This window comes from Leptolyngbya sp. 7M (assembly GCF_018128485.1).
Map to the genome: position 1 here is coordinate 1870156 of NZ_CP070897.1, position 13879 is coordinate 1884034.

General features: G+C 50.9%; 12 protein-coding genes. 8 read left to right on the forward strand and 4 right to left on the reverse strand.

Annotated elements, in window-relative coordinates:
- Nucleotides 1–47: 47 nt before the first annotated feature.
- Nucleotides 48–1049 carry a Gfo/Idh/MocA family protein gene (locus JVX88_RS08885; protein WP_211626977.1) on the reverse strand — a complete coding sequence of 334 codons (1002 nt, stop codon included), beginning with the start codon at nt 1047–1049 and terminating at the stop codon, nt 48–50.
- A 66-nt stretch (nt 1050–1115) separates the two neighbouring features.
- Between JVX88_RS08885 and JVX88_RS08890 the strand changes: the two genes are divergently transcribed.
- Nucleotides 1116–2654 (forward strand): ArnT family glycosyltransferase, encoded by a 1539-nt coding sequence (locus JVX88_RS08890; RefSeq protein WP_211626978.1) that lies wholly within the window; start codon nt 1116–1118, stop codon nt 2652–2654.
- 3 nt (nt 2655–2657) lie between these two features.
- On the opposite strand, the gene JVX88_RS08895 is transcribed toward JVX88_RS08890, so the two are convergent.
- Nucleotides 2658–3596 carry an L-threonylcarbamoyladenylate synthase gene (locus JVX88_RS08895; RefSeq protein ID WP_211626979.1) on the reverse strand — a complete coding sequence of 313 codons (939 nt, stop codon included), beginning with the start codon at nt 3594–3596 and terminating at the stop codon, nt 2658–2660.
- Nucleotides 3597–3758: 162 nt separating this feature from the next.
- Here JVX88_RS08895 and ybaK point away from each other — a divergent pair, with 162 nt between their 5' ends.
- The 7 genes from ybaK (at nt 3759) to JVX88_RS08930 (ending at nt 11320) form a co-directional block, all read left to right on the forward strand.
- The gene (gene ybaK, locus JVX88_RS08900) at nt 3759–4238 is read left to right on the forward strand and encodes a Cys-tRNA(Pro) deacylase (protein WP_211626980.1); all 480 of its coding nucleotides are present in this window, start codon (nt 3759–3761) and stop codon (nt 4236–4238) included.
- A gap of 7 nt (nt 4239–4245) precedes the next feature.
- A complete protein-coding gene (locus tag JVX88_RS08905) occupies nt 4246–5424 on the forward strand; it encodes a thiolase family protein (protein ID WP_211626981.1) in 1179 nt (392 codons plus the stop codon).
- 6 nt (nt 5425–5430) lie between these two features.
- Nucleotides 5431–7212: an acyl-CoA dehydrogenase family protein gene (locus tag JVX88_RS08910; RefSeq protein WP_225931364.1), complete on the forward strand. Its 1782-nt coding sequence runs from the start codon at nt 5431–5433 to the stop codon at nt 7210–7212.
- 147 nt (nt 7213–7359) lie between these two features.
- Entirely contained in the window at nt 7360–8259 is a 900-nt protein-coding gene (locus JVX88_RS08915; RefSeq protein ID WP_211626982.1) for a DUF4537 domain-containing protein, read from the forward strand.
- Nucleotides 8260–8423: 164 nt separating this feature from the next.
- Entirely contained in the window at nt 8424–8696 is a 273-nt protein-coding gene (locus tag JVX88_RS08920) for a hypothetical protein (protein ID WP_211626983.1), read from the forward strand.
- Between the two features lie 67 nt (nt 8697–8763).
- The gene (locus tag JVX88_RS08925; RefSeq protein WP_211626984.1) at nt 8764–9822 is read left to right on the forward strand and encodes a hypothetical protein; all 1059 of its coding nucleotides are present in this window, start codon (nt 8764–8766) and stop codon (nt 9820–9822) included.
- 118 nt (nt 9823–9940) lie between these two features.
- Nucleotides 9941–11320 carry an O-antigen ligase family protein gene (locus JVX88_RS08930; protein ID WP_211626985.1) on the forward strand — a complete coding sequence of 460 codons (1380 nt, stop codon included), beginning with the start codon at nt 9941–9943 and terminating at the stop codon, nt 11318–11320.
- 24 nt (nt 11321–11344) lie between these two features.
- Here the strand turns inward: JVX88_RS08930 and JVX88_RS08935 are convergent, their stop codons facing one another.
- A complete protein-coding gene (locus JVX88_RS08935) occupies nt 11345–13114 on the reverse strand; it encodes an ATP-binding protein (protein ID WP_211626986.1) in 1770 nt (589 codons plus the stop codon).
- 50 nt (nt 13115–13164) lie between these two features.
- Nucleotides 13165–13737 (reverse strand): DUF2490 domain-containing protein, encoded by a 573-nt coding sequence (locus JVX88_RS08940; protein WP_211626987.1) that lies wholly within the window; start codon nt 13735–13737, stop codon nt 13165–13167.
- Nucleotides 13738–13879: the final 142 nt, after the last annotated feature.

Consider the following 13879-nt stretch of genomic DNA (forward strand, 5'->3'; position numbering starts at 1 on the left):
TAATTCCTTCAAGCGGCGAATAGCTATGAGCTCATGGCTATTCGCCATTATTTTTTAATGACGCGCCTAACGTGCTCATTGATCCGTTCAAGAACGCCGACCGCCAAGGCCAGCGCGCGGCGGCCGTCTTCACCGGTAACCGGCGGCTCATCCTCATTTTCGATCGAATCGAGAAAAGCAACTATCTCGGCACGAAGCGGTTCCACATCATTGATCTCCAGTCGATTGATAGAAATACCAAGGAGCGGATGAGCCGCGTCCGGATCTAGCGAAGTAAGCGAAGCGAACTTCGTTGCATAATCCAGAACGACGTAGGCATTCGTTTGATAAAACCGCGTCTTGCGGATCTTTTCCGTGCCGATCCGCGAGGCCGTTATGTTCGCAACAGCGCCGTTCTCAAATTCGATCCTCGCATTAACCGCATCAACCTTATCCGAGATAACAGGAATTCCCACCGCCCTGATCTCGCTTACTTTCACATCGCTGCCAACCAGCCACTGGACCGCATCAAGATCGTGGATCATAACATCCAAAACCACATCCACATCCAGCGAACGATTTGGAAAGGGTGATACGCGATGAATCTCAAAATAAAGCGGTTTGGTTATATGCGGCCTCAGGGCGACCATTGCCGGATTGAACCTTTCAAGTTGGCCGACCATAAGTTTTGCTCCTGACCTCTTTGCCGAGGCGATCATCCGATCCGCTTCTTCAAGTGATACTGCGATCGGCTTCTCGACCAAGGTATGAACACCATTCTCTAAGAATGCGCAGGCGATCTCACAATGCGTTTCGGTAGGTGTTGCAATTGAGACCAGATCGACATTGTTTAAGAGTTCACGCCAATCGATAAACGCATTCCCGCCGTGTTCGGTTGCTATTGCATGCGCCGTTTCTTTATTCGTGTCGCAAATCCCCACGAATTCAAGCCTGCCTTCGCGTGCAAGCTCTGCGTAATTCCTAGCATGATGGCGTCCCAATGAACCGACGCCGATCGCCGCCGCACGAAGCTTTTTCTTTGAGGCTTGAACGTTATGATTCTCTGTCATTAGATTGAACCGGCCCTCTATTTGGTTATACTTTCATTTTCGGCCACTAGACGATAAATAACAAAGATGGAAACGGTCAACCGATTTTTTTGTTCAACATATTTCTGGTATGCCTTCGCGGCGATTACCGTCTTTGTTTATTTTTTCGGTTTGACCATTCCACTATTAGGCCCGGATGAACCCCGCTATTCACAAGTCGCACGCGAAATGTTCCAACACGGGGATTGGGTAACCACAACGCTCGGCGGATTCAATTGGTTTGAGAAACCGGCGCTTTTGTATTGGCTTCAGATCGCGTCTTACAACCTGTTCGGTGTAAATGAATTTGCGGCACGCTTCGGTTCTGCGATGTTTGGGCTCGGAACGGTAGCATCCCTTTGGATACTCGGCAGGAAGGTAGCGGATCTTACTTCCGGTTGGAAGAACAGGTTTGGTGAATTTTTGGGAATGATCGCTGCCACAACTCTTGGCCTGATCGTTTTTGCCCGCGGCGCCAGCTTCGACATAATTCTTACCTTTCCGATAACCGCTTCGCTGGTTGGGTTCTTCCTGTTCGATGTTTACTCAATGCAAGAACCCGATAACCGCAGAAGATATTTGTGGCTAGCGTGTTTTTATTTTTTTATCGGCATCGCCTTGCTTGCAAAAGGACTTGTCGGAATTGTGTTCCCCATCGCCATCGTCACTTTCTACCACATCTTGCGGCGGCAGCTCCCATCAAAGATGCTTATCATCAGCTCGATCTGGGGGCTGCCTTTATCGGTTTTGGTCGCATCAGCGTGGTATTTGCCTATGTATCTTACGAATGGCTGGCAGTTCATCGATGAGTTCTTTATTCAGCATCACTTTCAGCGTTACACATCAAATAAATACCAGCATCCGCAGCCCTTTCATTTCTTTTTCTGGGTCCTTCCCTTGATGACGATACCTTGGATACCTTTTTTCTTCGCCGGCATCTGGTCTGGAGTTAGAAAGACGTTTTTCAGTCCGAACCCTGAAAATGAACACGAAGATACAACCGCGCCGAAATCATCCCCGAATAGAGATCTTTTTATCTTCGCTATGTCCTGGCTGGCAGTTCCGCTGATCTTTTTCTCGTTTTCTGGTTCCAAGCTTCCGGGCTACATTCTTCCCGCTGTCCCGCCGACGATCATCATCACGGCCCTTTACGTTTATCGGTGGATAGGAGACTCAGAACGTCGTGAAGTCGCGATAAAAGCCCTTGCCGTTTTCTTCTTCGCTCTGATCCTAGGATTATTGATATTCGTTGTACCAAAATATGCTGAGATAGATTCAGTAAAGTCTCTCGTTCGGTCAGCGGATCAAAAGGGTTATGGGAATCTGTTGATCGCCGGAGCCCATACCGTTTCGCATAATGCTGAGTTTTATGCGGCCGGTCGCTTGTTACGCGATACTGATGGAAGGCAAAAACGCCTGACCGGTCCCGCAAGCATTGCAGCCGAAATGGACGCGCGTGGTATATCCGAACTCCTCGTACTTGTTCCGATCGAGTGGCTTCACCAATTCGGATCCCCTAATGAGATAACTGCTGAAGTGCTGGAAAATAATGGCGATCTTGCAATGATTCTGGCCAGGAGAAGATAGAGATCATTCGGCCGCACGGCGTAAACGATCCATTAGCGCCCGTCCAAATCCTTCTTCAGGCACGGTCTGGCAATATATGATCTCGATGCCCGCCCGGTCACACTCACGAAAAAACTCAAAGAGTTCCCTGCCGTATCCCGCAACGTCATTGCAGATCCTGGCAAGTCGAAACACCTGTTCTGGGATGTCGATCCCAATATATGCCTGACCTGGCACGAGATCACCCGTTATATCTGAGCCGACGAGCATTACCTTCGCACGCGGCGAGTAATGAGTATGGCGCATTCCGGGACTTCGGGATGTGATGTTTTCCGAAAGTTCAAATGCACGCATTGCCGGGTATGTATATCGAAGTTGGTCAAGTGAAATGGCGCCGGGGCGAAGCAGGATCGGAACTTCACCCGTACAATCAATAACCGTTGATTCCAGTCCTATCTCCGTCGGATCTCCCCGTAAAATACACTCGATGCGGCCATTCATATCCTCCAAAACAGCCTCCCAGGTAGTAGGACTTGGCCTGCCTGATAGATTTGCCGACGGTGCAGCAACCGGAACTCCGCACTCTTTCAAGAAATCGCGGGCGACGGGATTTCCAGGCATCCTAACGGCAACTGTCCGAAGCCCCGCAGTAACATTGTCAGGCACCTTATCGCTTGCTTCCAGCACTATGGTCAGCGGCCCTGGAAAATACTTTTCAATAAGACTGCGGGCGGTACTGTTCACCTCTTTAACAAGTTCCGACAGCTCCGCGACATCAAAAATATGTATGATAAGGGGGTTATCGGCGGGCCTCATCTTTGCGACAAATATCTTTGAAACTGCCGCCTCATCAAAGGTGTTCGCCCCTAGACCATAAACAGTCTCGGTAGGAAAAGCCACAAGTCCCCCACCACGGATAACATCTGCGGCCTCCTTTATCGATGTGGTTACTTTTGTCTCCACAGAAATTATTTTGGTTCATATACGAAACTTACGCAAAAGGAGCCGCTCGATCCGTGCATTTATGCAGGCCTGCGGATTGGTGAATGACCATGTGGCGACATGTTTCAGGTATAAGGAGTGTCTGGGCCGCAGACGGTAGCAGGTGTTTTAATTTTTTTCGCAATGTCTGAAGGTCTTCCGATCACGCCTGCAGTTCGATATTTGAGAGAGCAGAATGTCGATTTCGTGCCGCATTTTTACAAGTACGTCGAGAAAGGCGGTGCGAGGGAATCGGCAAGGCAGCTCGGCGTAGATGTTCATACGGTGGTTAAAACGCTGGTATTTGAAACCAATGAGAGAAAGCCGCTGATCGTGTTGATGCACGGCGATAAAGAAGTTTCAGCAAAGGCATTGGCACGGCACATTGGAGTCAAAACGATCGAGCCCGTAACACCCGAAAAAGCGACGAAACTGACGGGCTATCTTGTCGGCGGCACGGCGCCGTTCGGCATCAAGACAAAAATGCCGATCTATGTTGAGAAGACGATATTTAGTTTTGAACGTATTTACATAAACGGCGGGAAGCGCGGGTTTTTGATCGAGATAGAAGCGTCAATTCTCAAGAGTTTGCTGGATTTAACGGAAGTGGAAATTGGGGTGTAAGTCAAATATGAAAGATGCAGTAATAGTTTCGGCCGTGCGGACGGCCGTGGGGAAGGCACCGAGGGGAACTTTGAAGAACACCCGTGCGGATGAAATGGGTGCCGCTGCCATCAAGGAAGCGGTGGCGAGAGCGGGCATAGATGCCTCGCTGGTCGAAGACGTGATCATGGGCTGCGCGTTTCCCGAAGCTGAGCAGGGGATGAACGTCGCACGTACGGCATCGGTTCTGGCGGGTATTCCGGTCGAGGCTTCGGCGATGACGGTCAATCGTTATTGCTCATCGGGCTTGCAGACTATCGCACTTGCCGCTGAACGCATAATGACGGGCGGTGCAGATGTGATCGTAGCGGGGGGGTTGGAATCGATGACCGCGATACCAATGGGCGGCAATACTTTTCGCCCGAATCCGCACCTCGCTGACACTTATCCCGATTACTACCTAAACATGGGTTTGACCGCCGAAAATCTCGCAAAGAAGTATGAGATAACGCGCGAACAGGCGGACGAATTCTCTTATAACTCGCATATGAAAGCTCTTGCCGCTATCAGCGAGGGAAAATTCAAGGATGAGATCGTGCCGATGACAGTCCGTATTGATGAACTGGATGAGAAGGGACGTGTGCGCCGCAAAGAGGTCATCTTTGAAACAGATGAAGGCCCGCGGGCTGACACCTCTCTCGAAGGTTTAGCGAAATTGAGGCCGGTCTTCCACGCCTCGGGAACTGTTACGGCCGGTAATTCTTCGCAGATGTCGGACGGTGCGGCAGCGGCGGTCGTGATGTCCGCGGACAAAGCGAAAGAGCTTGGACTTGCGCCGATGGCTCGATTTGTATCCTACGCAACTGCCGGTTGCTTGCCCGAAGAGATGGGCATCGGACCGGTCTATGCGATACCGAAGGCGTTGAAACTTGCCGGCTTAACTTTTGACCAGATCGACGTGATCGAACTCAATGAAGCTTTCGCTGCTCAAGGTTTGTCCGTGATGAAGGTTCTTGAAATGGATCCGTCAAAGGTAAACGTAAATGGTGGCGCAGTCGCCCTCGGCCATCCGCTCGGCTGCACCGGCGCGAAACTTACAGCGACGATTCTGCAGGAAATGAAACGGCGAAATGCCAAATACGGCATGGTCACGATGTGCGTTGGCGGAGGAATGGGAGCCGCAGGGATATTTGAAAGGATCGGATAGAAAATCATGGAAGCACAAATGGAAAAAGAATATTTGAAAGGCGGTGAGTTTTTGATCGCAGAACAGACATCTGCCGAGGTCTTCACACCTGAAGACTTTTCTGATGAACAGAAGATGATCGGCGAGACAAGCCGCGAGTTCATTGACAACGAGGTGCGGCCGAATCTCGAGGCCATGGAGAATCATGCCTGGGAAGTGGCCCGCGAGCTTATCAAAAAGGGCGGTGAACTTGGCCTGCTCGGTGCGACCATTCCGGAAGAATATGGCGGACTTGGGCTGGACCAGACGACCGGCGTCGTCATCGCAGAGATGATGGGGCGTGCTGGCGGCTTTGGGACAACGTTTGGAGCGCAGACCTCCATCGGCCTGCTTCCCATTCTGTATTTCGGCTCTGAAGAATTGAAGCATCAGTGGATACCAAAGATCGTCTCGGGCGAGGTTGTAACCGCGTACTGCCTTTCCGAGGCTGGTTCCGGGTCTGATGCTCTTGGCGCAAAATGCACGGCGAAGCTGACCGAGGACGGACAGCACTATGTACTCAACGGCGAGAAGATGTGGATATCGAATGGCGGTTTTGCGGATGTTTACATAGTCTTTGCAAAGGTCGATGGAGAAAAGGAGAAGTTCTCCGCTTTTGTTGTCGAGCGCAGCGAAAATTGTCGTCCCGGTGCCGAAGAGCACAAGATGGGTATCAAGTCTTCGTCAACGACGCCGCTTATTCTTTCAGATGCCAAGATACCGGTGACGAACCTGATCGGAAACGTTGGCGATGGAGCGAAGATCGCCTTCAATATTCTTAATGTAGGCCGCTTCAAGCTCGGTGCCTCGACGACCGGCGGGGCAAAGCTTGCCATACACGAATCCGTACGCTATGCGAATGAGCGGCACCAGTTCAACAAACCTATTTCGTCCTTTGGTGCGATCAAGCATAAGTTGGCAGAGATGGCGATCCGCACATGGGTGGCCGAATCGATCACATATCGTACTGTCGGAATGATAGACGCGCTGATCGGAGACGGAGCCGACCAGGCGCGAAAGATGCAGTCTATCGAGGAATACGCCGTTGAATCGTCGATAAACAAGGTCGCCTGCAGCGAGGCGCTCGACTATGTTACCGACGAGATGGTACAGATCTATGGCGGGTATGGATATTCGGCCGATTATCCGGCAGAAAAGGCATATCGCGATTCACGCATCAACCGCATTTACGAGGGCACGAACGAGATCAACCGGATGCTAATTCCGGGGCAGCTTCTAAAGCGCGCGATGAAGGGCAAGATCGGCCTTTTGCAGGCGGCAAAGGCTCTTCAGGATGAGATATTAAACCCACAGATGGCGTTTGACGAGGACACAGGGCTGCTTGCCGCAGAGACCAAGCTTGCTCAGAATGCCAAAAAGATCGCGCTTATGGTGCTTGGAACGGCCGCACAGAAATATATGCAGTCGCTACAGGATCAGCAAGAGGTTTTGCTCAATTGTGCGGACATAATAATGGATGCGTATCAGATGGAATCCGCCATACTTCGGGCGAAAAAATCCGCCGAACGGCAGGGCGAGGAAGCGGCGGGCCGCCTTGTGGATATTGCTGCGGTCTTCTGTAACGATGCGATCCAGCGCATTGAGATGAAGGCACGCAACACGCTCGCTGCGATCGCTGAAGGAGACGAGGGCCGAATGCTTCTTGTTGCTCTGAAGCGGTTCACAAAGAATAATTCGCCGATCAATACGATAGCTGCTCGGCGGCGTATCGCAGAGGTTATGATCTCCGCGAATACGTACACATTTTAGTTTCCCATATAATGTCCTCCTCTTTCGCCCCGGTCTTGTAGGATCGGGGCATTTTTATTTTCCTACCTATGTATGTGGTGACAGAAGTGCGGACTTAAGACAGAATACCCGCGGTTTTTCTTATTTTTTGAACATTTAGGAACGAAAATGAAACTCATAGTTATTACGTTATTTACAGGTTTGTTCTTTACAGCGTGCGGTGGTCTCGGTGCAAAAACCGAACCCTCGAACACAGCCGCGAACACTTCGACGGCGAATGCGGCGGCACCCGCTGAGGAAGGAAAAATGAAGACGGGCGACACGGTGGTTGCCCGCTGGATGAAAAATTCATATTACGAAGGCACCATCGAAGATCTTCAGGCAAACAAGGCAAAGATCAAATGGAGCGACGGGTCGAATCCCACAGATGTTGAATTGGTTGATGTTTATCCGCTTCCGAAACCCGGAGCAAAGCCGGATGTAAAGCGGGACGATATGGTGCTTGCAAAGGTGTCTAGCCAGACCTATTGGAGCATTGCACGTGTTACTGAGATCAAAGATGGCGTCTATGTCGTTCGGCTTACCGATGACGGCTCCACGCGCAATATGCCGGCAGAAAAGATCATAAAGCTGAATGCGGCCGCCTCTGCCGATGCGGTAGATAAGGCCGTCTCACCGGACATAATGAAAGAGGTTCAGTCAAAGAAGGCGGTTATCCCGAGCAACTTCACACCAAAGGTCGGCGATAAAGTGCTCGGTGAATGGGCGCCGAACAGCTGGTGGAGCGGAAAAGTTACAAAAGTCGAAGGCGGTAAGACCACTGTTGCCTGGGACGACGGCTCGACGCCGCGTGAGGTCGGCGATGGAAAAGTGATGCCGCTGCCGGAAGCAAATGCGAAACAGCCAAAGATGCCGGCTAAAGGACAATTCCTTCTCGTCAAGCCCGAAACGGGCACGAAATGGGCCTATGCAAAGACCGAAGACGTCTCTGATGGAAGCGTTAAGATTAGGCTTTCGGATGGCAAGGAACGGACCATAAAGCCCGGAGATTTTGTCCTTCTCAATTGATGCCGATGGTTCAGGTAAGAAAGATCTTCGATCTTTCTTGCCAAACATAACGATCAACGGTTACCGCGGCCGGGACGTAATGGCCGCGGCCGACCGACAGAGGAAATGAGCGGGCAGATCAAGACGTTTGTTCAGAACTGATCTGCCCGATCGGAGGCAAATAAATGAGACTGCAAAATGGCACGATGTTTCTTGCTTCGTTGATGGTTCTGATGGCGGTCGTGCTTGGGTGTGGCGGGGCAAACTGCAGATCCGAACTAATCGTTGACGGACAGGTCTATACAGGACTTGATCCCAAGGAGGATCAGGCGGTCACGAATTCCTGTACCAAATATTGCATAGATGGCGATCCGGATTTCGATCTTGAGCACAAGAAGTGGCTTGAAACGCCCGAAGCCCAGAAAGTCTCTGAGCGAGACAACAAATGGGCAGCATAGGCAATGAATAAAGATCTGAGAGCAATGGTTGACCGCTGCACACAGCGATGTAAAGAGTTTATCAAGGATGGCGTTTATAAAGTTCGTGTGGAATGTAAATGATATTTGGGTTATACAGTTTGTCTTTATGCTGAAGATCAAGATGACATCAACGAAGTTCCCGGCCCTACTTGGCCTAATTGCCTTATCTGCATTGGCCGTCGCTGCACAGAGAGTTCTGCCTGCAGTATCGAAAACGTCTATTCCGGTCAATTATCGGGGCAAGATCGCAGTAGGCGACACCATAATCGCTTATGGGACCGGAATGAATACCGGAGTTGATTACATAAAGGCCGGCGATACAAAAGGCCGCGGCATTCCCGGCGGAGAGCGGTTCTCATCAACCAACTTTGTCACTGCCGGCGACAAGATAGTCCTTCTTGACCCGAGCGATCTGCGATACCACATCTTTGATCCAAAGACCGGAAAGGTAACTCCGGTGCCGGATCTCAAGAATCGGGGTGCGACCCAGATAACGGCCAGCGGCACTTTCGTGGCGATGGTAACCATCGACGAGCAGAAAAATCGGAATATGTTCGCCGTAGTTGACGTAAGTGGCCCAACGCCCGAGGTGGTGATCGAACAGCCTCCCTGGCAGGGTGTCATAAGAATAGAACAGGTCGCTATAGATGCGGCCGGCGGGAATCTGATCGTAAGCTCAGGCGACGAGATCGCGCGGGTGCTGTTCAGGGCCGGCGATACGGAGCCGATCCCATTCAAAATCGCAGATAAGGGCGGTGCCGGACAAGAGCCGATGGCCATTTCCGGCAATAATGTGTACTACCTCAGTCGAGAGAGCGGACAACGCAACCTGATGGAGTTGAACTTCACGAACGGCAGCGTTCGAAAGCTGGCTGTTAATCCCGCGACAACACCCGTTGCTGCCGCGGGCGGGACCGTTGCTTATTTCGCGAACCGCGATGCTAACGATAGGAATGCGACCGAGGCTCGTCTTGTTGTAATGAAGCGCGGTGCAGCACCGGCGGTAATTGTCCCGACCAATAAGTTCATCGACGGAAGCACGAAGAATAATGGACTTCACGGATTCGGCAATTCCATAGCAATAACGCCTGATGGCAGACGATAGACTTTACTGCGCCGAATGATGTTCAAGGAATCGCTCTCCGGACCGCTCGTGCATATTGCGGCGAAGGCTGTCCGCTAATCGGTATCATTTGGTACGACGACTTTCGACTCGAACGGTTATGACCATCTGGAACAGGGCTGCATTTGTCATTCTCTGTGCAATGCCGATCCTTACGGTGCTTGCTTACGGCACTGTACATCATCCGATGATCGGTCTTTTTTATATTCTGATCGGTCTGATGGCGGCGCTTTGGACCGCCGACGCCATTCGGTCGGGTGCGGTGCGTTTCAGCAGAGATCTGTTGCAGTTACCTTTTTACCTAGCGTTCGCATACGGCCTTTTTCAGGTGATACCATTCGGATCGCTCGATGGATCGGCCGGTGTTGACGAGATACCACGGACCATCTCATACGATCCCTTTTGGACTCAGGTATCGGCACTGCATTTTTTTTCTCTTGGTCTTTTCTTTTCCCTCTCGCTTGTCTTGCTTGATTCAGCACGTCGATTACTGCGTTTTGCAATGGTGCTGATGGTGTTCGGTTTTGGTTTTGCGTTTTTCTCGATCATCCAATCCGTGTTGAGTCCTGACCGAATTTATGGCATCTACGAGGCGCTTTCACCTTTCGGTTCCTTCGTAAACAGGCATAATTTTGCCGCCGCGATGGTGATGTTGGTCTCGGTACCGATGGGGCGGCTGTTCAGTGGCTCGGTCGAGCCCGACAAGCGGCTTTTGTATCTTACTGCTATTGCATTGATGGGGGCCTCGATCTTGCTCAGCGGTTCACGCGGCGGTCTGGTGGCCTTCGTTGCGATGGCTATCTTTCTTGTCTTCTTAACTGCTCGCGGCAGCGGACGCAAGAAGCTGCTCCTACGCGCGGCGATGGTCATATTGCTGTTCGTTGCAGTTGTTTTTGGTGCTATATTCGTCGGCGGAGACACATCGCTTACACGCATCGCCGATACATCGGTCTCTAAGGACATTACGACCGGCCGGTTTGATATCTGGGACGTTACGCTGAAGATGATCGCGGCGGACCTGCCTTTCGGCGCGGGTCTTGGTGCATATGGCGTGGCTTACACCAGGTTTGACCAAGGAAGCGGGCTTGAGCGCGTTGAGCAGGCCCACAACGATTATCTTCAGGTCGCCTCGGACGCGGGAATTCCGGGTGTAATTATCGGCCTCGCATTCCTATACTTTATTTTCATTGCGGGTCGGCGTGCTGTGGCCGCAGAGAACCTCTTGAGGCGTGGTCTGGGAATCGGCGCCTTGGCCGGTGTCTTCGCTATGCTGGTTCACAGCCTATTTGATTTCGTATTACATACTACCGGCGTAAGCGTTGTTTTTGTCTCGCTTCTCACACTGCTTGTTGCTTCGGGATCAGAGTATGCTGATGATGTTTTGCCAGTTGGACAGCAAGGACGGCACCGAGAGAGAAAGACGTCCGGCCGCATCAGTCAGTTCCGCCGCGAAAACAGATCGATGCCGGTGCGTCGCTGACCTTTATGATATGTTTACGCTATCTTAGACACTTTTCTCCTTGCTACTCAAAACAGGCAATCGAATTGTAAAGGTTGTTCCGTGGGTTTCGTCGCTTTCCAGATCGATAGATCCGCCGTGTGCAGTTACAATGCCGTAACAAACCGCAAGGCCCAATCCTGTTCCTTTTCCGGCAGGTTTGGTCGTGAAGAAAGGGTCGAAGATCTGTTTCTTTTGCTGGAATGAGATCCCTGAACCCGTATCCGAGACGCTGACACGTATAGATTCGTTGGCTGCATCGCTACGGATCTTGATAGTACCCGATCCCGCCATCGCGTCTTTTGCATTCAACAATAGATTCAGAAAAACCTGCTGAAGTTGATCGGCATCAGCAGAAACAGATGGGAGCTCATCGGAAAGTTCCAATTGGAGCTCAAATCGCCGAAAGTCGCTGTCGAAGCTTGCGAGCCTGACGCTGGAACGCACCACCTCGTTAATGTCGATCTCAGTGCGTGCGGCGGGGCGAACTCGTGCAAAGTCGGTCAGGTCTCTGGTAACACGTTTTATGCGCTCGATCTGTTCCAATATAAGACGGTGTTGTTCGATGTCATCACCTTTCGCCCGAGCCTCCCGCTCAAGCATCTGAACCATAGAAGAGACCGAAGCAAGCGGGTTATTTACCTCGTGAGCAACGCCGGCGGCCAATGTTCCAATGGCGGCAAGTCGGTCGCTACGCCGCAAATGCTCGTTCATTCGTTTGAGCTCATCGATGTCCGATGCCATTTTGCGGCTCATTTCGTTAAAGGTTTCGGCCAGCAATCCGATCTCGTCGTTGCTCTTCCTTAGGTCTGCTTCCGTGCCGTATTCGCCATTTGTTACTTTTACGGCTGCGACCGCGATCCGTTGGAGCGGACGGGATATTATTCGCACGACCAGCAACAGCAAGAGGAGATTTGGTACCAATGCCGAGACCACGCTGAAGACTATGTACCTTCGCCAGGCTTCGGCGTCCATGCCCTCGCGAAACGCCCACCAGGCTATCGGTATCTGGAACAGAATGAAGCTGAGTATGGCGACCGATGCGATAGAGAGAGCAACCTTATATGTAAGCGGAAAAAGCCGAAACTGGTCGAGCGCCGTCTGTAGAGAAAAAAGCCGGAAATTTGAGATCGCATACGCGTAGATCAGAACACCTGGAAGTACAAATATTGAGCTGAAAGGAAGCAGCTCGTAAATTCCAAAATAGGGAAGTATTATGTTCGCCGCTGTTTTCAGCACACCGGTTAGTGCAACAGCCCAGATAATCGCCCCCAACTGCTGACCTCTTTGGGTGCCTTTGTATTCTCGGTATTTTCTAAATAGAACATACGAACCGTAAAAGAACAGGAAGTAAACATATACGACGAACGCATAAGCGATCGGTGTAAGTTCAATGAAGAAGTCATCGCCGTTTCGCTCGATCCGCGTCCAAAGAAATCCAAGAAATGCCGCTGGAATGAGAATCAGGCCCGGCGAAAATATCACTGCAGCCTTTTTCCGAGGTGAACGGGCGTTTTCCGGAAAAACCCATGCGAATACGATCAGAGAGCACTGCATCAGGAATGCGATAGTAAAACTGGCCGTTGCCCACAATTCGGAGCCCCAATATTCGTCAAAGAAATTCCAAAAGATCAGGTCCTTTGTGGTCCAAAGAGCAAGGAACGCTATGAATGCCGCGAATGTTTGATTTGCACGGCTTCGGGGATCATTCACAAAAACATAAAAGCCGAGCAATACCAGCAGAAAAAGCGCAAACAAATGAAGCAGGACCAGCATTTTCTAAATACTAATCCTGCATTTGCAAAAAGAGAAAAGCAGGGACAGGTCTAATCGATAACGATCTTCAGGTTTGCTCCGATCCCGTTAATGTGCTTCAAGGTGTTTCCGGTATTGTTTCGATGTAAATAAAAGATCTCTGTAGAGACAGAACTATTCAACTTGGCGGTGATGCCGGCATTGAATTCGTGGCTGGTCCATTTGCGGGCCGAAAAGTCGTAGTAAGGCTCTGAAGAAACAAAGGTTGAGAAAAGTTCTTTTCCTTCACTCTTGATCGGTATCGAAAATGTGAACTTGTTCCTAAACCGGACAATATCGCTTCGTGAATTGCGAATGCGATATTCAATGCGGCCCCGATCCTTTATCGCGAAACTTTTCCATTTCCTGTGATAGGTAAGATCGAACCGGACCCGATGCTCGAATTCTTCCCGATTCCGTACCGGTTCGGCAGCCCGATAAAGGTAGGTTGGTGAGAATGAAAAATTATCGTTTAGCCTAATTTCAAATCCGGCCCCCAGACGCTTATCTACAGGATAGGCGCGCTGCTGCCCAAGTCGAAGCGCCCCGAAGAACAACAGCGACATTCGAACCTTCTTCTCGCCTTTCGGATCTTTATCGCGCACAATTGGAACGACAAGGGTGGTTTCATTCCAGATCTGAAAATCTGTTTCCGGTGGTTGTGAATTAGATCGTTGTGCTAGCGAGTTAATGAGGAGTAATATCGCTGCCAGTCGTAAAGTTGAATTGAAGGAAGTAATCATTCCG

Excerpts from the sequence above, each read along its gene's own strand:
- JVX88_RS08920 (WP_211626983.1), top strand. The coding sequence starts at position 8,424 with ATGAGACTGCAAAATGGCACGATGTTTCTTGCTTCGTTGATGGTTCTG.
- JVX88_RS08930 (WP_211626985.1), top strand. The coding sequence starts at position 9,941 with ATGACCATCTGGAACAGGGCTGCATTTGTCATTCTCTGTGCAATGCCG.
- JVX88_RS08925 (WP_211626984.1), top strand. The coding sequence starts at position 8,764 with ATGGCGTTTATAAAGTTCGTGTGGAATGTAAATGATATTTGGGTTATA.
- JVX88_RS08915 (WP_211626982.1), top strand. The coding sequence starts at position 7,360 with ATGAAACTCATAGTTATTACGTTATTTACAGGTTTGTTCTTTACAGCG.
- JVX88_RS08935 (WP_211626986.1), bottom strand. The coding sequence starts at position 13,114 with ATGCTGGTCCTGCTTCATTTGTTTGCGCTTTTTCTGCTGGTATTGCTC.
- JVX88_RS08890 (WP_211626978.1), top strand. The coding sequence starts at position 1,116 with ATGGAAACGGTCAACCGATTTTTTTGTTCAACATATTTCTGGTATGCC.
- JVX88_RS08910 (WP_225931364.1), top strand. The coding sequence starts at position 5,431 with ATGGAAGCACAAATGGAAAAAGAATATTTGAAAGGCGGTGAGTTTTTG.
- ybaK (WP_211626980.1), top strand. The coding sequence starts at position 3,759 with ATGTCTGAAGGTCTTCCGATCACGCCTGCAGTTCGATATTTGAGAGAG.
- JVX88_RS08885 (WP_211626977.1), bottom strand. The coding sequence starts at position 1,049 with ATGACAGAGAATCATAACGTTCAAGCCTCAAAGAAAAAGCTTCGTGCG.
- JVX88_RS08905 (WP_211626981.1), top strand. The coding sequence starts at position 4,246 with ATGAAAGATGCAGTAATAGTTTCGGCCGTGCGGACGGCCGTGGGGAAG.